The sequence below is a fragment of the Janibacter corallicola NBRC 107790 genome (genome assembly GCF_001570965.1).
In the GTDB taxonomy this organism is placed as follows: Bacteria; Actinomycetota; Actinomycetes; order Actinomycetales; family Dermatophilaceae; genus Janibacter; species Janibacter corallicola.
The window spans coordinates 16,026-32,916 of record NZ_BCSR01000005.1 but is presented as its reverse complement, the minus strand read 5'-3'; the positions used below and the strand labels follow the sequence as shown (position 1 = coordinate 32,916).

The 16,891-nt window shown below is 71.1% G+C and carries 14 protein-coding genes; 3 read left to right on the top strand and 11 right to left on the bottom strand.

What is annotated here, in order from left to right; translation table 11 throughout:
- From JCO01S_RS03475 to uvrA, 5 genes are read right to left on the bottom strand one after another with little or no spacing between them, the layout of a single operon-like run.
- Window positions 1-951 (bottom strand): gluconeogenesis factor YvcK family protein, encoded by a 951-nt coding sequence (locus tag JCO01S_RS03475; RefSeq protein ID WP_068250772.1) that lies wholly within the window; start codon window positions 949-951, stop codon window positions 1-3.
- A gap of 2 nt (window positions 952-953) precedes the next feature.
- Window positions 954-1,871: an RNase adapter RapZ gene (gene rapZ, locus JCO01S_RS03470; RefSeq protein WP_068250769.1), complete on the bottom strand. Its 918-nt coding sequence runs from the start codon at window positions 1,869-1,871 to the stop codon at window positions 954-956.
- Complete coding sequence (uvrC, locus tag JCO01S_RS03465) at window positions 1,864-3,801, bottom strand: excinuclease ABC subunit UvrC (protein ID WP_068250766.1); 1,938 nt, start codon at window positions 3,799-3,801, stop codon at window positions 1,864-1,866. Before uvrC ends, rapZ begins: the two co-directional genes overlap by 8 nt.
- Window positions 3,802-3,810: 9 nt before the next feature.
- Complete coding sequence (locus JCO01S_RS03460; protein WP_068250763.1) at window positions 3,811-4,203, bottom strand: Rieske (2Fe-2S) protein; 393 nt, start codon at window positions 4,201-4,203, stop codon at window positions 3,811-3,813.
- A gap of 52 nt (window positions 4,204-4,255) precedes the next feature.
- On the bottom strand, window positions 4,256-7,351 hold the full coding sequence (gene uvrA / locus JCO01S_RS03455) for an excinuclease ABC subunit UvrA (RefSeq protein WP_068250761.1): 3,096 nt from the start codon (window positions 7,349-7,351) through the stop codon (window positions 4,256-4,258).
- Between the two features lie 75 nt (window positions 7,352-7,426).
- On the opposite strand from uvrA, the gene JCO01S_RS03450 reads away from it, so the two are divergent.
- Window positions 7,427-9,235, top strand: coding sequence for a glycoside hydrolase family 15 protein (locus JCO01S_RS03450; RefSeq protein ID WP_068250758.1), 1,809 nt, complete (start codon window positions 7,427-7,429; stop codon window positions 9,233-9,235).
- Window positions 9,232-9,924: an MBL fold metallo-hydrolase gene (locus tag JCO01S_RS03445; RefSeq protein ID WP_068250755.1), complete on the top strand. Its 693-nt coding sequence runs from the start codon at window positions 9,232-9,234 to the stop codon at window positions 9,922-9,924. Before JCO01S_RS03450 ends, JCO01S_RS03445 begins: the two co-directional genes overlap by 4 nt.
- Window positions 9,925-9,940: 16 nt before the next feature.
- Here the strand turns inward: JCO01S_RS03445 and JCO01S_RS03440 are convergent, their stop codons facing one another.
- Both JCO01S_RS03440 and JCO01S_RS03435 read right to left on the bottom strand, forming a co-directional pair.
- Window positions 9,941-10,366 (bottom strand): HIT family protein, encoded by a 426-nt coding sequence (locus JCO01S_RS03440; protein WP_068250752.1) that lies wholly within the window; start codon window positions 10,364-10,366, stop codon window positions 9,941-9,943.
- A 16-nt stretch (window positions 10,367-10,382) separates the two neighbouring features.
- Window positions 10,383-11,006, bottom strand: a complete 624-nt coding sequence (locus JCO01S_RS03435) for a LysE family translocator (protein WP_068250749.1) — start codon at window positions 11,004-11,006, stop codon at window positions 10,383-10,385.
- A 158-nt stretch (window positions 11,007-11,164) separates the two neighbouring features.
- Here JCO01S_RS03435 and JCO01S_RS03430 point away from each other — a divergent pair, with 158 nt between their 5' ends.
- Window positions 11,165-11,968 carry an EamA family transporter gene (locus JCO01S_RS03430; RefSeq protein WP_084342601.1) on the top strand — a complete coding sequence of 268 codons (804 nt, stop codon included), beginning with the start codon at window positions 11,165-11,167 and terminating at the stop codon, window positions 11,966-11,968.
- Window positions 11,969-11,971: 3 nt separating this feature from the next.
- Here JCO01S_RS03430 and JCO01S_RS03425 read toward each other — a convergent pair whose 3' ends face one another.
- The 4 genes from JCO01S_RS03425 to coaE all read right to left on the bottom strand — a co-directional run bounded on the left by JCO01S_RS03425 (window position 11,972) and on the right by coaE (window position 16,822).
- Window positions 11,972-12,958 (bottom strand): TerC/Alx family metal homeostasis membrane protein, encoded by a 987-nt coding sequence (locus JCO01S_RS03425; RefSeq protein ID WP_068251028.1) that lies wholly within the window; start codon window positions 12,956-12,958, stop codon window positions 11,972-11,974.
- A 133-nt stretch (window positions 12,959-13,091) separates the two neighbouring features.
- Window positions 13,092-15,191: an excinuclease ABC subunit UvrB gene (uvrB, locus tag JCO01S_RS03420; protein WP_068250743.1), complete on the bottom strand. Its 2,100-nt coding sequence runs from the start codon at window positions 15,189-15,191 to the stop codon at window positions 13,092-13,094.
- Between the two features lie 69 nt (window positions 15,192-15,260).
- On the bottom strand, window positions 15,261-15,653 hold the full coding sequence (locus tag JCO01S_RS03415) for a hypothetical protein (RefSeq protein ID WP_068250735.1): 393 nt from the start codon (window positions 15,651-15,653) through the stop codon (window positions 15,261-15,263).
- Window positions 15,608-16,822, bottom strand: coding sequence for a dephospho-CoA kinase (gene coaE / locus JCO01S_RS03410; RefSeq protein ID WP_068250734.1), 1,215 nt, complete (start codon window positions 16,820-16,822; stop codon window positions 15,608-15,610). The genes JCO01S_RS03415 and coaE overlap by 46 nt, the downstream gene beginning before the upstream one ends.
- Window positions 16,823-16,891 lie beyond the last annotated feature (69 nt).

Below are 16,891 nucleotides of genomic sequence, written 5' to 3'. Positions count from 1 at the left end.
TCAGCCAAGGATGTCACGATAGGCCGCCGCGAGACGTAGGGCATCGTGCTCACCCTCGCGCTCCGGACGTGCGAGCGGTGTGACCACCAGCTCTGCCCCGAGGCGTCGGCAGGCCTCGGCCATGCGGTGCTCGCAGTCGATGGCCCGCGGGTCCGCGAGCACCGTGTCGATCCGCAGGTCCGGTGCCGTGGTGTGCAGCGTCTCGATGTGCCGGGTGGCCGAGAAGCCGCGGGTCTCGGCGGTGTTCATCTCCAGGTTGAGGGTGAGCACCTTGCGGGCCCGCGTCGTGCACAGCGCCCGCCGCAGCCCCGGCACGAGCAGGTGGGTGAGCACGGAGGTGTACCACGACCCCGGGCCCAGGATGATGTTGTCGGCCTCGAGCACCTCCGCGACCGCCTCCGGCCGGGCGGGCGGGTCCTCCGGCACGAGGCGCACCGACTCCACGAGCCCCTCGGTGCTGGCGATCGCGACCTGACCGGACACCGTCCGCGTCGCGGCCGGGTCGGTGGGGTCCAGGCCGCTGACCTCCGCCACGAGGTCGAGGGGCACCGCCGCCATCGGCAGCACCCTGCCCCGGGCACTCAGCAGCCGCCCCACGAGGTCCAGGCCGGTGACCGGGTCCTCGTGCAGCTGCCAGAGGGCGACGATGAGCAGATTGCCCAGGGAGTGGCCGGCCAGGTCGCCGTCCCCGGTGAAGCGGTGTTGCAGGACGTCGCTCCACGTCTGGCCCCACTCGGTGTCCTCGCAGAGGGCGGTCACCGCCATCCGCAGGTCCCCGGGTGGCAGCACACCGTAGTCCCCGCGCAACCGCCCCGAGGACCCGCCGTTGTCGGCGACCGTGACGATGGCGGTCACCTGTTCGCACACGAGGCGAAGGGCGGAGAGCGAGGCCGCGAGTCCGTGGCCTCCTCCGAGGGCGACCACGCGGGATGTCCGCAGCGAGTCGGTCATGCTCACTCCTGCCCCAGGTCGCGGTGGACGACGAAGGTCGCCACCTCCTCGGACCGCAGCTCGGCCGCGAGTACCTCGGCGACGGCAACGGAACGGTGCTTCCCGCCGGTGCAGCCGACGGCGATGGTCGCGTAGCGGCGGTTCTCACGCAGGTACCCGGCGATCACGGGCTGCATCAGGGTGCCGACCCCGTCGATGAACTCCCTCGCCCCCGGCTGGCCCAGCACGTACCGGGAGACCTGCCGCTCTCGACCGGTGTACGGCCGCAGCTCGGGGACCCAGTGCGGATTGGTCAGGAACCGCAGGTCGAAGACGAAGTCGGCATCCAGCGGGACGCCGTACTTGAAGCCGAAGGAGAGCACGGCGAAGCGTACCCGCTCCGCGCTCCGGGACATGAAGATCGGGCTGGTCTTGCGGCTGAGCTGGTGGACGTTGAGTCCCGATGTGTCCACGACGATCTCCGCCGCGCCACGCACCGGCGCGAGGACCTCGCGCTCGCGCAGGATGGCGTCCAGCAGTCGGCCCTGGCCCTGGAGCGGGTGGGGGCGCCGCACGCTCTCGAAGCGGCGCACCAAAGCCTCGTTCGTCGCCTCGAGGTAGACCACCCGGGTGCGCCAGCCCCGGTCCCGCAGCGTCTGCAGCGAGGAGACGAGGGTCTCGAAGCCGTGGGCACGCACGTCCACGACGATCCCGATGCGGGTCGGCCGACGGGTCATGGGCGATGCGGGTGTGGTCGGCGAGCGTGGGGCATCGGCGAGCTTCAGCAGCTCGGGCAGCAGGGCGATGGGCAGGTTGTCGATGACGTGCCAGCCGTGGTCCTCCATGACATTGCCCACGGTCGAGCGACCTGCCCCGCTCATGCCGGTGACGACGACGAGCTCGGGGGTCTCGTCCTCCTGCGCTGGCACTGCCTCAGTCACTGTCGTCTCCTTCGTCGATGACCTCACCGGTGGTGAGGTTCACGGCGGGGCTGCTCTCCTTCGTGGCCAACTCTGCCGCAATCCGCTCGGCGAGGGCAGGGCCGATCCCGTGGGTCCCGGCCAGCTCCTCCACGCTGGCGGCCCGGACCCGCTTCACGGAGCCGAACTTCGCCAGCAGCGCCTTGCGCCGGGCCTCGCCCAGGCCGGGCACGCCGTCCAGCGCGCTGCGGGTCATCGACCGGCTCCGCCGCTGCCGGTGGAACGTGTTGGCGAAGCGGTGCGCCTCGTCGCGGAGGCGCTGCAGCAGGTAGAGGGCCTCGCTGTTGCGCGGGAGGATCACCGGGTGGTCCTCCCCCGGCAGCCAGACCTCCTCGAGGCGCTTGGCGAGCCCCACGAGCGCCACGTCGTCGACGCCGAGCTCGTCAAGGACCTGCTGGGCGGCGGCGACCTGCGGCGCCCCACCGTCGACGACGACGAGGTTCGGCGGGTAGGCGAAGCGCCGCGCCTCCCCGGTGTCCGGCTCCACACCAGTGCGGCCCTGCTCCTTGAGGTGGCGGGAGAAGCGCCTCGTGAGCACCTCGTGCATCGACGCCGTGTCGTCGGTCCGGCCGTCGACGTCCCCGCGGACGATGAACCTGCGGTACTCGGCCTTGCGCGGGATGCCGTCCTCGAAGACGACCATGGACCCGACGACGTCACTGCCCTGGACGTGGGCGATGTCGTATCCCTCGATGCGCAGGGGTGCCTCCGCGAGGCCGAAGGCCTCCTGGAGGTCCTCGAGGGCCTGGCTGCGGGCGGTGAGGTCCCCGGCCCGGGCCACCTTGTGCCTCGCGAGGGACTGGGTGGCGTTGCGCTCCACCGTCTCCATCAGGACCCGCTTGTCGCCCCGCCGCGGCACGCGCAGGTCGACGCGGCTCCCCCTTCGCTCGCTCAGCCAGGCAGCGACGTCGTCCTCCTGCGGGGGCAGCACCGGCACGAGGACCTCCTTGGGCACGTCCTCGCCGCCGTAGACCTGCTGGAGCAGGTGCTCGACGATCACCGGCAGGTCCTCGGCCTCCTTCTCCGCGACCCAGCCTCGCTGGCCGCGGATGCGTCCGCCCCGCACGTGGAAGACCTGGATCGCGACCTCGAGCTCGTCGTCCGCGAGGGCGAAGACGTCGGCGTCGGTGCCGTCCGGGAGCACGACGGCCGACTTCTCGAGGGCCTTGGTCAGGGCAGCGACGTCGTCGCGGAGCCGGGCGGCCAGCTCGAAGTCGAGGTCGGCCGCGGCCGCCTTCATCTCGCGCTCCAGCCGTCGCACGAATCGGCCGGTGTTGCCGGCGAGGAAGTCGCACAGCTCCTCGGCCAGCTCCCGGTGCTCCTCGGGCGTGACCCGACCGACGCACGGTGCCGAGCACTTGTCGATGTACCCGAGCAGGCAGGGCCGGCCGGACTGCTCGGCCCGCTTGAAGACACCCTTGCTGCAGGTGCGCACCGGGAAGACCCGCAGGAGCAGGTCGAGGGTCTCCCGGATCGCCCAGGCGTGGGTGTAGGGGCCGAAGTAGCGCGTCCCCTTGCGCTTGGCGCCACGCATGACCTGGGCACGGGGGATGTCCTCACCCATCGTCACCGCGAGGTAGGGGTAGGACTTGTCGTCGCGGTACTTGACGTTGAAGCGGGGGGCGAACTCCTTGATCCAGGAGTACTCCAGCTGCAGCGCCTCCACCTCGTTGGCGACGACCGTCCACTCCACGCTCGCACCGGTGCGCACCATCGTCGCGGTGCGCGGGTGCAGCGCCGAGATGTCCTGGAAGTAGGAGGACAGCCGGGAGCGCAGCGACTTCGCCTTGCCGACGTAGATGACCCGCCCGTGCTGGTCACGGAAGCGGTAGACCCCCGGGTCGGTCGGGATGGACCCCGCCGCGGGCCTGTAGGTCGAGGGATCAGCCACGGGCGGACACTAGGAGACGACGACCTCGTCGCCCTTGACGGTCGCCTTCATCCGGGTCAGGCCCTTCTCGGCGGGACCGTGGGTGACCGAGCCGTCGGTCGGGTCGAACTCGCTGCCGTGGCAGGGGCAGACGATGGCCTTCTCGGTCACCTCGTCGACCGCGCAGCCCTGGTGCGGGCAGGTGGCGTCGAAGGCCTCGAACGTGCCGGACCTCGGCTGCGTGACGACGACGCGTTCACGCACCACGCCGCCCCCTTCGGGGACGTCGGAGGTGGGCAGGCGCAGCTCACCGTCCTTGCCACCGGGCTCGCGGGGCTGCTGTTCCTCGCCGCCGCACGCGGACAGCGCGCCGGCACCCGTGGCGGTGACCGCGCCGAGGGCGGTTCGTCGGTTGATGCTCATCGGACCTCCATGATCGTGGTGCCTGGGGTGGGGAGGGCGCGGCCCGCGCGACTCAACCCGCGCGCTTTGCTCGGCGGGCGGCCGCGGTGGCGCGGGAGGAGACCTTCGTGCCGGTGGTCTTGCCGTTGGTCTTCCGGGCCGGGGTGCTCTTCTTCTTCGGCGCTGCCTTCTTCGGGGAGGACCTCTTCGTCCTGCCCTGCTGCTCCCCGGCCGCCGGGGCCGACTCCTCGACGGTCTCGCCGACGACCGGCTCGACGTCGGACTTGGCGAGCACCGCCTTGAGGAAGGCGCCGGTGTAGGAGCCGGAGTTCGCCGCGACCTGCTCGGGTGTGCCCTCGGCGACGACGCGTCCTCCCCCTTCGCCGCCCTCCGGGCCCATGTCGATGATCCAGTCGGCGCTCTTGACGACGTCGAGGTTGTGCTCGATGACGAGGACGCTGTTGCCCTTGTCGACGAGGCCCTGGAGCACGTCGAGCAGTCGGCCGATGTCCTCGAAGTGCAGACCGGTCGTCGGCTCGTCGAGCACGTAGACCGTCCGGCCCTTGGAGCGTCGCTGCAGCTCCGCGGCGAGCTTGACCCGCTGCGCCTCGCCCCCGGAGAGCGTCGTCGCCGGCTGCCCCAGCCGGACGTAGCCGAGGCCGACGGAGTTGAGGGTCTTCATGTGCCGCGCGATGGCCGGCACCGCGGAGAAGAACTCCTCGGCCTCCTCGATCGGCATGTCGAGCACCTCGGCGATGTTCTTGCCCTTGAAGCGGACCTCGAGGGTCTCGCGGTTGTACCGCGCCCCGTGGCAGACCTCGCACGGCACGTACACGTCCGGGAGGAAGTTCATCTCGATCTTCAGGGTGCCGTCACCGGAGCAGGCGTCACACCGGCCGCCCTTGACGTTGAAGGAGAAGCGCCCGGGCTGGTAGCCGCGGACCTTCGCCTCGTTGGTCTCCGCGAAGAGGCGGCGGACGTGGTCGAAGACCCCGGTGTAGGTCGCCGGGTTGGACCGCGGCGTCCGGCCGATGGGGCTCTGGTCGACGTGCACGACCTTGTCCAGGTGGTCCAGGCCGCTGATCGTCCGGTGCCGACCCGGCACCTTGCGGGCGCCGTTGAGCTGGTTGGCCAGGACGTTGTAGAGGATGTCGTTGACGAGGGTCGACTTGCCCGAGCCGGACACCCCGGTGATCGCCACGAAGGTCCCCAGCGGGAAGGTGACGTCGATGCCGTGGAGGTTGTGCTGCCGTGCCCCGTGGACGGTGACCTCCCGCCCGGGCACCCGTGGGCGCCGCACGGCCGGCAGCTCGAGCTGGCGACGGCCCGAGAGGTACCGCCCGGTGAGGGACTCCGCGTTCTGCAGCAGCTCCTCCAGCGGGCCCGAGTGCACCACCCGGCCACCGTGCTCGCCCGCTCCGGGACCGATGTCGACGATCCAGTCCGCAGCGGCGATCGTGTCCTCGTCGTGCTCGACGACGATGAGGGTGTTGCCGAGGGAGCGCAGCCGCGTCAGCGTCTCGATGAGCCGGTGGTTGTCCCGCTGGTGCAGGCCGATGCTCGGCTCGTCGAGCACGTAGAGCACCCCGACCAGCCCCGAGCCGATCTGGGTGGCGAGCCGGATGCGCTGTGCCTCCCCGCCGGAGAGGGTCGCGGCGGCCCGCGAGAGCGAGAGGTAGTCCAGGCCCACGTCGAGCAGGAAGCCGAGGCGGGCGTTGACCTCCTTGATGACCTGTGCGGCGATCTGCCGCTCCCGGTCGGTGAAGTCCACGGTGTCCAGGAAGCCCGCGGCGTCCGCGATCGAGAGCGCGGAGACCTGGGCGATGTTGTACCCACCGACGAGGACGGCCAGCGCCTCGGGCTTGAGGCGGGAGCCCTCGCACGCCGGGCAGGGCACCTCGCGCATGTACCCCTCGTAGCGGTCGCGGCTCCACTCCGACTCGGTCTCCTGGTGGCGCCGCTTGATGAAGGGGATGACCCCCTCGAAGCCCGTGCTGTAGGAGCGCTCACGGCCGAAGCGGTTGCGGTAGCGCACGTGCACCTTGTGGTTGTGGCCGTGCAGCAGCGCCTGCCTGGCCCGGGCCGGCAGCGCCCGCCAGGGCGTGTCCATGTCGAAGCCGACGTCGTCGCCGAGCGCGGCCATGGTGCGTTGGAAGTACTGCGCCGACTGGGTCCCCTGCGCCCACGGGGCGATGGCCCCCTCCCCGAGGGTGCGCTCCTCGTCCGGGACGACCAGGTCCGGGTCGACCTCGAGCTCGGTCCCGATGCCGGTGCACGTGGGGCAGGCGCCGAAGGGGGAGTTGAAGGAGAAGGACCGTGGCTCGATCTCGTCGATGTCGAGCGGGTGGTCGTTGGGGCAGGCCATCTTCTCGGAGTAGCGCCGCTGCCGCTGCGGGTCCTCCTCGTCGACGTCCACGAAGTCGATGACGAGCACGCCGCCGGCCAGCCCGAGCGCGGTCTCGACGGAGTCGGTGAGTCGCTGCTTGCCGGCGGAGTCCCCCGGGCCCTTGGACACGAGCCGGTCGACGACGACGTCGATCGTGTGCTTGACCTGCTTCTCCAGGGTGGGCGCCTTCTCGAGGGTGACGACCTCGCCGTCCACCCGGGCGCGGCTGTACCCCTTCGTCCGCAGCTCGGAGAAGAGGTCGGCGAACTCTCCCTTGCGGGACCGGACGACCGGTGCCAGGACCTGGAAGCGGGTGCGCTCCGGCAGCTCCAGGAGGCGGTCGACGATCTGCTGCGGCGTCTGCCGGGTGACCGGCTCGCCGCAGACGGGGCAGTGCGGCCGCCCGACCCGGGCGAAGAGGAGCCGGAGGTAGTCGTGGACCTCGGTGATGGTGCCGACGGTCGAACGCGGGTTGCGGTTCGTCGACTTCTGGTCGATGGAGACCGCGGGCGAGAGCCCCTCGATGAAGTCGACGTCGGGCTTGTCCATCTGTCCGAGGAACTGGCGGGCGTAGGCCGAGAGGGACTCGACATAGCGACGCTGGCCCTCGGCGAAGATCGTGTCGAAGGCGAGTGAGGACTTCCCGGAGCCGGAGAGCCCGGTGAAGACCACGAGGGAGTCCCGGGGGATGTCGACGTGGATGTTCTTCAGGTTGTGCTCGCGGGCCCCCTGCACGAGGAGGCGGTCGTGCAGGCGGGAGCCGGCGGCCTTGGCAACAGTCACGCCCTCCACCTTAGGCGTCGCCCCCGACAGCCCTCCCCACCGTCCGGGGAGGCCCCGCTGCTCTAGCCTGTCGGGATGAGCATCCCGATCGAGGAGTACGCAGCCGTGGGCGACACGGAGACCGTCGCCCTCATCTCGCGCAAGGGGTCGGTCGACTGGCTGTGCCTGCCGCGCTTCGACTCGGCGGCGTGCTTCACCGCCCTGCTGGGCACGAAGGAGCACGGCCGCTGGCTCATCGGCCCCGTCGGAGAGGCCACGACCACCCGGTCCTACCGGGGTGACACCTTCATCCTCGAGACCGTCCACCGCACCGACACCGGGGCGGTGAAGGTGACCGATCTCATGCCACTCGGCGATGGCCGTGCCGACCTGGTCCGGATCGTCGAGGGCCTCGAGGGCGAGGTCGAGATGGAGCACGAGTGGATCGTGCGCACGAGCTACGGTCGGGTCCGGCCCTGGGTCTCCCACTCCCCCGGCCACGTGCGCGACCACGACGTGCTCACCGCCATCGCAGGCAACGACATGCTCGTCCTGCGCGGCTCGCGCCTGCCCGTCGCCGACGAGGGGCACCACTACGACCGGTGGACCGTCCGCGCCGGCGAGCACTACAACTTCTCCAACACCTGGTTCGCCTCCTACAAGCCGATCCCGCCACCCCTGGACATCCCCGCGCGCATCGAGGCCACCGAGACCCGCTCCTCCGAGTGGGCTGACCGGTGCACCTACGAAGGGCCCTACCGGGACACTGTCGTGCGCTCGCTGCTCACGCTGCGGCTGCTCACCGACACCCGTCGCGGCGGCATCGTCGCCGCGGCGACCACGAGCCTGCCCGAGGACTTCGGCGGAGAGCGGAACTGGGACTACCGCTACTGCTGGCTGCGCGATGCCTCCCTCACCCTCGAGGCGTTGCTGAAGTCCGGCCACGTGTCCGCCACCAAGCTGTGGCGGGACTGGCTGGTGCGGGCGATCGCCGGTGACCCCGAGGACATGCAGATCATGTACGCCGTCGACGGTGGGCGCGACCTGCCCGAGCGCGAGCTGGACCACCTGCCCGGCTACGCCGACTCCCGCCCCGTGCGCGTCGGCAACGGCGCGGTGGGCCAGCGCCAGACCGACGTGCTCGGCGAGGTCATGATCGCCCTCGAGGAGGCCCGGGTGCAGGGCCTGGAGGAGTCCGGTCAGTCCTGGGCCATCCAGCGCGCGCTGGTCAACAACCTCGCCAAGCACTGGCAGGAGCCGGACCACGGCCTGTGGGAGATGAGGGGCCCGAAGCAGTACTTCACCCACTCCCGCGTCATGATCTGGGCGGCCTTCGACCGCGCCATCCGGGCGGTCGAGCTGCACGGTTACGAGGGCGACGTCGAGCTGTGGCGCGACCTGCGTGACCGCGTCAGGGAGGACGTCCTCGAGCGCGGCTGGAACGAGGAGCGCCAGACCTTCACCCAGCACTACGTGACGACCGAGGTCGACGCCTCGCTCCTCGTCATCCCCCAGATCGGCTTCCTGCCGCCCGACGACCCCCGCGTCCTCGGCACGATCGCGGCCGTGGAGGCCGACCTCATGCGCGACGGCCTGCTGCTGCGCTACCGCACCGAGAGCGGCGTCGACGGCCTCGCCGGCGACGAGCACCCCTTCCTCGCCTGCTCCGGCTGGCTCGTCAGCGCCTACGCCCTCACCGGGCAACTGGACAAGGGGCACGCCCTCATGGAGCGACTCGTCGGCCTGCTCAACGACGTCGGCCTCGTGGCCGAGGAGTACGACCCGCAGAACCGGCGCCAGGTGGGCAACTTCCCCCAGGCGTTCAGCCACCTCACCCTCATCGGCGGGGCCTACGCGCTGCGTGATGCCGACCGGGCCGCCGCCGCGGAAGGAGCATCCCGATGACCGAGCACACCCCCGCCGCCGACGGCTACGACCCCGACGTCGAACCCGGCGGCCCGGTCGCCCTGCGGGAACTGCCGGACCTGGCGATCCGGAAGATGTCCGTCTCGCAGATGCACAACAACGTCTACCTGCTCACCTGCCGCAGCACCGGCGAGCAGCTGCTCATCGACGCGGCCGACGACGGGGCCCGCATCCGGGAGCTCGTCGAGGGTGCGAAGGGGGGAGCCGGCCTCTCCCACCTCGTGACCACCCACCAGCACTGGGACCACGTGCGTGCCCTCGAGGAGACCGCGCAGTGGTCCGGGGCCCGGACCTACGGCGGCGAGGACGACGCGGACGCCCTCCCCGTGGCACCCGACGTGCGCCTCCGGCAGGGGGACACCGTCACCTTCGGCGACATCACCCTCGACGTGATCCACCTGCGCGGGCACACGCCGGGCTCCGTCGCCCTCGCCTACGACGACCCTCACGGGCACGTGCACCTCTTCACGGGTGACAGCCTCTTCCCCGGTGGGGTCGGGAACACGACGATGGAGGGGCAGAGCTTCGACTCGCTCTACGCCGACGTCACCGAGCGGATCTTCGCGGTCTACGACGACGACACGTGGTTCTACCCGGGCCACGGCTCGGACAGCACCCTCGGCGCCGAGCGCCCCCACCTGGAGGAGTGGCGCGAACGCGGCTGGTGACCCGCCTCCCGTGCCCTCACCCCAGGCGGTCCCCCAACCGGGTCGCCACCTGCTGCATGCTGTCGGGGTCCCCGGGCACGTCCGGGCGCCACGGCAGCTCCAAGGGATCCCGCTCCTTATCGCCGAAGCGGGGGATGACGTGCATGTGGAAGTGGAACACCGTCTGCCAGGCCTCCGCGCCGCAGCAGTTGAGCAGGTTCACCCCCTGCGCCCCCACGACCCCGGTGACGGCGCGGGCGAGCCGACGAGCGGTGAGGACGACATCGGTCAGGTCGGAGTCGCTGATCTCCATCAGGTCGGTGCTGTGCCTGCGGGGCACGACGAGCAGGTGCCCCTCGGTCGCCGGATGGATGTCGAGGAAGGCCACCGTCGTCTCGTCCCGGTGGACGGTGAGGGAGGGTGCCTCCTCGGCCACGATCGCGCAGAAGATGCAGTCACTCATGCCGGCAGGCTACTGCTCAGCCCGCGGCCACCTTCGCTCCGAAACCGATCATCGTCACGCCGAGCATCCCCTCCAGGCGTCGCTGCATCCGCGGCGACCCGAGGACCGAGCGGGCCCGTCCGGCCAGCAGCACGACGCCGACGAGCACGACCGAGCCGAGGACGGCCAGGCTGAGCGCGTACAGCACCAGCGTGGTCGTGCCGGCACCGGCGCCGACGAACTGGGGCAGCACCGCCAGGTTGAAGGCGAGGACCTTCGGGTTGGTGATATTGCACAGGAACCCCTGCACCAGCGCCCGTCGACCGGGCCGCCGGCCCCCGACCGGGGCGGGCTGCTCCTCCTCGCCCTCGGGCAGGCCGCGCCGGGCGGAGCGCAGCGCCAGCAGGCCCAGCAGCAGCAGGTAGCCCGCGCCGACCCACTTGATGGTGAGGAAGAGCGGCTCGCTCGCGACGATGATCGCCCCGAGCCCACCGGCCGCGAGCAGTCCCTGGACCCCGGCGGCCAGGCCCACACCCGTGAGGGTCCACAGACCGGAGGCCCGGCCCCGGGTCAGGGCCGCACGCAGGGTGATCGCCATGTCCGGGCCCGGAGCGAGGTTGAGCCACAGGACCAGGGCGAGGAAGGACAGGTAGCTGGTCACGACCCCCCTCTTCTCGTGGACTCTGCGTCTCGTGGCGGCGGACGGCGCGGCGCCGGCCTGCTCATCATCCTAGGGTGCGCAGGGTGACCCAGAACCCACCGGCACCGGCCGTGCTCCTCGTCCTCGGGGCCATCCTGTCGGTGCAGTTCGGCGGGGCGATGGCCGCCACCCTCGTCCCGGAGATCGGTGCCGCGGGCTCGGTGCTGCTGCGCCTCGTCATCGCCACCGCGCTGCTGCTTCTCGTCGCGCGACCGAGGTGGCGTGGGCACGCGCGGCGGGACTGGGGCACGATCATCGCCTTCGGGCTGGCCACCGGCTTCATGAACTTCGCCTTCTACGGGGCGCTCGGGCACCTGCCGATCGGCGTCGCCGTGACCATCGAGTTCCTCGGGCCACTCACCCTGGCCACGGTGCTCTCCCGGCGGCCGCGCGACCTGCTCGCCGTCGCGGCCGCGGGCGTGGGGGTCGTGCTCATCTCGCAGGCCCTGAGCATCCCCCTCGCCGAGCTGGAGCTGACCGGCATCGTCCTCGCGCTGCTCGCCGGCGTGTGCTGGGCGCTCTACATCGTCTTCTCCGGCCGCGCCGGGGCCGCCTTCCCCGGCATCGAGGGGCTCGCGATGTCCATGGTCGTGGCCACGGTGGCGATCGCCCCCTTCGCCCTCCTCGACGTGAGCCGCCACGGGACCGCCGGCTGGGACGGCGACGTGCTCCTCAAGGGGCTCGGGATCGCCGTGCTCTCCTCGGTGCTGCCCTACTCCCTGGAGCTGCTGGCGCTGCGGCGGCTGTCCGCAGGCGTCTTCGGCATCCTGCTCAGCCTGGAGCCGGCCGTGGCCGCCTTCGCCGGGCTACTCGTCCTCGGGCAGACCCTGGGTGGCGTCCAGCTCGTCGGGATGGCGCTCGTGGTCACGGCCAGTGCCCTGGTGATGGGCCACCGTCCGGCCCGGGCGAAGGGGGCCGGCTGAGCCTCAGTCCTCGCTGGAGGCGCCCACCTGCTCGTCGTGGCGGGTCTTGATGAGGCTCGCGGCGGTGGTGACGCCGAGGATGACCACGATCGCCCCGAGGGAGACGGCGATCGGGATCTCCGGCACCGGCACGGACTGGCCCCCGTTGATGAAGGGCAGCTCGTTCTCGTGCAGCGCGTGCAGCACGAGCTTGACGCCGATGAAGGCCAGCAGCACGGCAAGGCCGATGCTCATGTAGACGAGCTTCTTCAGCAGGCCGCCGATGAGGAAGTACAGCTGGCGCAGACCCATGAGGGCGAAGAGGTTCGCGGTGAGGACGATGTAGGGCTCCTTGGTCAGGCCGTACACCGCGGGGATCGAGTCGAGGGCGAAGAGCAGGTCGGTCATGCCCAGTGCCACGACGGTGATGAAGAGCGGGGTGATCACCCGCTTGGCGTTCTCCTTCGTGAACAGGTGGGCCGACCACTCCTCGGTGCTCGGCAGGGACCTGCGGATCCACGCGACGACCTTGGGCTCCTCCCAGTCCTCGTCCTCCTCGCTCTCCGTCGCGAGCTTCACGGCGGTGTAGATGAGGAAGAAGCCGAAGATGTAGAACACCCAGGAGAACTGGTTGATCGCGGCCGCGCCGATGAAGATGAAGACCGTGCGCAGCACGATGGCGATGATGATGCCCCACAGCAGCGCCGTCTGCTGGAACCGCTGTGGCACCCCGAACTTGGCCATGATCAGGATGAAGATGAACAGGTTGTCGACCGAGAGCGAGTACTCGGTGATCCACCCGGCGAAGAACTCGGTGCCCCGCTCGCCGCCCTGGGAGAGCCACAGCCCGATGCCGAAGACGACGGCGGCCCCGACGTAGATGCTCAGGGCCGTGGCCACCTCGCGGGTCGAGGGGACGTGCGGCCGGCGCGCCACCAGGATGACGTCGAAGATGAGCACGACCGCGGCGACACCCAGCGTGACCAGCCACACCCACGTGGGGATGTCCATCGTCCCCCCGCTGATGATGGCGGGCTGTGATGCGAGTGAGATCACGGGAACCTTCCGGGGTAGCCGACTCGTGGAGGGGACATCGTCGCACAACCAGGTCGCCACGACGTCTGTCGGGGCGGCGCCGGTGCGCTCAGCGCGTCGCGGCCGTCATCTGCCGCAGCTCCTTCTTCAGGTCCGCGATCTCGTCCCGCAGCCGCCCCGCCAGCTCGAAGTGCAGGTCGGTCGCGGCCTGGTGCATCTGCTCGGTGAGGTCCTGGATGAGCTGGGAGAGCTCGGCCGCGGGCAGGTCCCGGTCGCGGCGGGCGCCGGTGTCGCCGGCCGGTGCCGCGTGGCGGCTGCCGTCCGCCTTGCCGCGGGACCGGGTCCGCCCGGAGCCCAGCAGGGCGTCGGTGTCGGCGTCCTCACGCTCGAGCATGTCGGTGATGTCGGCGATCTTCTTGCGCAGCGGCGTCGGGTCGACGCCGTTCTCGGCGTTCCAGGCCAGCTGCTTCGCCCGGCGTCGGTTGGTCTCGTCGAGGGCCTCCTGCATGGAGGGCGTGACCGTGTCCGCGTACATGTGCACCTGACCCGAGACGTTGCGGGCCGCGCGCCCGATCGTCTGGATGAGCGAGCGGGCACTGCGCAGGAAGCCCTCCTTGTCCGCGTCGAGGATGCTCACGAGGGAGACCTCGGGCAGGTCCAGCCCCTCGCGCAGCAGGTTGATGCCGACGAGCACGTCGAACTGCCCCATCCGCAGCTCGCGCAGCAGCTCCACCCGGCGCAGGGTGTCGATGTCGGAGTGCAGGTAGCGCACCCGCACGTCCTTGTCGAGGAGGTAGTCGGTGAGGTCCTCGGCCATCTTCTTGGTCAGCGTGGTGACGAGGACACGCTCGTCACGCTCGGCGCGGACTCGGATCTCCTCGAGGAGGTCGTCGATCTGGCCCTTGGTCGGCTTCAGGACCACCTCGGGGTCGACCAGCCCCGTCGGGCGGATCACCTGCTCGACGTACCCGTCGGCCATGGCCAGCTCGTAGTCCCCGGGTGTGGCCGAGAGGTAGACCGTCTGCCCGACCCGCTCGAGGAACTCCTCCCAGGTCAAGGGGCGGTTGTCCATGGCGCTCGGCAGCCGGAAACCGTGCTCGACGAGGGTGCGCTTGCGCGACATGTCCCCCTCGTACATGGCACCGATCTGCGGCACGGTCTGGTGGGACTCGTCGATGACGAGCAGGAAGTCCTCGGGGAAGTAGTCCAACAGGCAGTTCGGGGCCGAGCCCGGCGAACGGCCGTCGATGTGCATCGAGTAGTTCTCGATACCCGAGCAGGCCCCGACCTGGCGCATCATCTCGATGTCGTACGTGGTGCGCATCCGCAACCGCTGGGCCTCGAGCATCTTGTTCTGCTGCTCCAGCTCCCGCAGCCGCTCCCCCAGCTCGTGCTCGATGCCCCCGATCGCCCGCTCCATCCGCTCCGGGCCGGCGACGTAGTGGGTGGCCGGGAAGATGTAGATCTCGTCCTCCTCCCGCACCACCTCGCCGGTGAGCGGGTGCAGGGTGTGGATCCGCTCGATCTCGTCACCGAAGAACTCGACCCGCACGGCCAGCTCCTCGTACACCGGGATGATCTCCACGGTGTCGCCGCGCACCCGGAAGGTCCCGCGGGTGAAGGCCAGGTCGTTGCGGGTGTACTGCATCGTGACGAACTGCCGCAGCAGGTCGTCGCGCTCGATCTGCTGACCGACCCGCAGCGGCACCATCCGGTCGACGTACTCCTGCGGGGTCCCCAGGCCGTAGATGCAGGAGACCGAGGCGACCACGACGACGTCGCGGCGGGTGAGCAGGCTGTTCGTGGCGCTGTGCCGCAGCCGCTCGACCTCCTCGTTGATCGAGGAGTCCTTCTCGATGTAGGTGTCGGACTGCGGGACGTAGGCCTCGGGCTGGTAGTAGTCGTAGTAGCTGACGAAGTACTCGACGGCATTGTTCGGCAGCAGCTCGCGGAACTCGTTGGCCAGCTGGGCGGCGAGCGTCTTGTTCGGCGCCATCACGAGGGTCGGGCGCTGCACCTGCTCGATGAGCCAGGCCGTCGTCGCGGACTTGCCGGTGCCGGTGGCACCGAGCAGCACGACGTCCTGCTCACCGGCATCCACCCGCTTCGAGAGCTCGGTGATCGCCTTCGGCTGGTCACCCGCGGGGTCGTAGTCCGAGACGACCTCGAAGGGAGCCACCGTGCGTTGCAGGTCGGTTACCGGGCGCATGGCACCACGCTATGCCACACCTCCGACAGTGGTCCCTGAGGAGGCGCGCCAGCGCCGTCTCGAAGGGCCTCAGCGGTCGCCGGGGTGCCGGGTACCCCCTTCGCCCCCGTGGCCGGTGCGGACGGTCCGCCAGTGCCGGCCCGGGCCGCGGCGCAGCCACCACCGGCCGAGGACCGCGACCGGCTCCAGGGCGTCCACCAGCTCGCGGACGGCCCCCTCGGCCTCGTCGTCGGTGGCGGCACCACCGGGCACGAGGAAGCGCAGGTGGATCTGCGGCTGGCCGCGGGTCATCTCCACCGAGGAGTCCTCGACGAGGTGCCCCCGGCCGAGCAGCTCGACCGCCCGCGGCAGGAGACTCTCCGGTGCGGTGCCGGGCGCCACGCCGTGCACGTCGACGGCGACCCGGTAGGAGGGCATCAGGCCCGCTCCGGGGACGGTGACCAGCCGGTCTCCCGCGCCCATGCCTCCAGTCTCCCGTGGATCCCGTCGAACCACGGCTCCTTGGCCTCGGCGTAGTCCGCCACGGCCGGGCCCCGGCTCTCGGCCTCGCGCTTGAGCGCGGTGTACTCCTCGCGGGCAGCGGATTCGCCGCGCAGCCAGTCGCGGAAGAGCAACGACCACCGCCATCCCGGCGAGCCGACCTCGCGCACGTGCAGGTGTACGGCGACGGCCGGGTCACTGCTGCCGTGGAACCGCTTCGGCCACTCGTGGGTGGCGTCTCCGTCGACCTTCGGGTTATCGGCCACACAGCCCTCGACGCGTGGGTAGCCGGCGGCGGTCAGGGCGGCGACGAACTCCGGGTCGTCGGCGTCGGCGAGCGATTCGACACCCAGCTGCAGGTCCAGCACGTCCTTGGCGACCAGCCCGGGCACCGAGGTCGAGCCGATGTGGTCGAGGGTCGCCACGCTCGCGCCGACGGCGTGGTGGATGCGGGCCATCGCCCGGGCGGCCTGAGCGGGCCAGGCGGGGTCGGGGTCGGACAGCGTGACGACCGCTTCCCGCTCCCGCCGGCGCCCTGCGGCGAGGTTGTCGGCGAAGGGGACGAGCCGCTCGCGCCAGAGCCGGTCCACCGCGGCGACGAGGTCCTCGGGGCTGCCGTTGTTGTCCAGGAGCACGTCGGCGACGGCCCGACGCTGCGCGTCGGTCGCCTGCGCCGCCATCCGGGAGCGGGCCTCGTCCTCGGGCGTGCCGCGCAGCTCGACGAGCCGCTGCAGCCGCACCTGCTCGTCGGTGTCGACGACGACGACGAGGTGGTACTCCCCCGCCATCTGCTTCTCGACGAGCAGCGGCATGTCGTGCACGCCGACCGGCACCCCGGCGGCCTCCGCGGCAGCGAACCGCTCCGCGGTACGGGACCAGATGGCCGGGTGGGTGATCCCCTCGAGCGCCGCCAGTGCCTCCGGGTCGCCGAAGACCACCCGGCCGAGGGCGGGCCGGTCCAGGCCGCCATCGGCGGCGAAGACCTCCGCCCCGAAGCGCTCCCGGATCTGCTCCAGGGCCGCCTCGCCCGGCTCGACGACCTCGCGCGCGATGGCGTCGGCATCGACGATGACGGCGCCGAGCTCGTCCAGCCGACGCGAGACCGTCGACTTGCCCGATCCGATCCCGCCGGTCAGTCCCAAGCGCAGCATGGCCGCCACGGTATCCGGCCGCCCGACGTCCACGTTCCCGGGGAGGCACGACGAAGGGGGCGCCGCACC

What these genes read in the sequence shown, in the direction of transcription:
- JCO01S_RS03475 (WP_068250772.1), bottom strand. Translation starts at nt 951, where the DNA reads ATGACCGACTCGCTGCGGACATCCCGCGTGGTCGCCCTCGGAGGAGGC.
- JCO01S_RS03460 (WP_068250763.1), bottom strand. Translation starts at nt 4,203, where the DNA reads ATGAGCATCAACCGACGAACCGCCCTCGGCGCGGTCACCGCCACGGGT.
- JCO01S_RS03450 (WP_068250758.1), top strand. Translation starts at nt 7,427, where the DNA reads ATGAGCATCCCGATCGAGGAGTACGCAGCCGTGGGCGACACGGAGACC.
- JCO01S_RS03445 (WP_068250755.1), top strand. Translation starts at nt 9,232, where the DNA reads ATGACCGAGCACACCCCCGCCGCCGACGGCTACGACCCCGACGTCGAA.
- JCO01S_RS03440 (WP_068250752.1), bottom strand. Translation starts at nt 10,366, where the DNA reads ATGAGTGACTGCATCTTCTGCGCGATCGTGGCCGAGGAGGCACCCTCC.
- JCO01S_RS03430 (WP_084342601.1), top strand. Translation starts at nt 11,165, where the DNA reads ATGGCCGCCACCCTCGTCCCGGAGATCGGTGCCGCGGGCTCGGTGCTG.
- JCO01S_RS03425 (WP_068251028.1), bottom strand. Translation starts at nt 12,958, where the DNA reads ATGGACATCCCCACGTGGGTGTGGCTGGTCACGCTGGGTGTCGCCGCG.
- uvrB (WP_068250743.1), bottom strand. Translation starts at nt 15,191, where the DNA reads ATGCGCCCGGTAACCGACCTGCAACGCACGGTGGCTCCCTTCGAGGTC.
- JCO01S_RS03415 (WP_068250735.1), bottom strand. Translation starts at nt 15,653, where the DNA reads ATGGGCGCGGGAGACCGGCTGGTCACCGTCCCCGGAGCGGGCCTGATG.
- coaE (WP_068250734.1), bottom strand. Translation starts at nt 16,822, where the DNA reads ATGCTGCGCTTGGGACTGACCGGCGGGATCGGATCGGGCAAGTCGACG.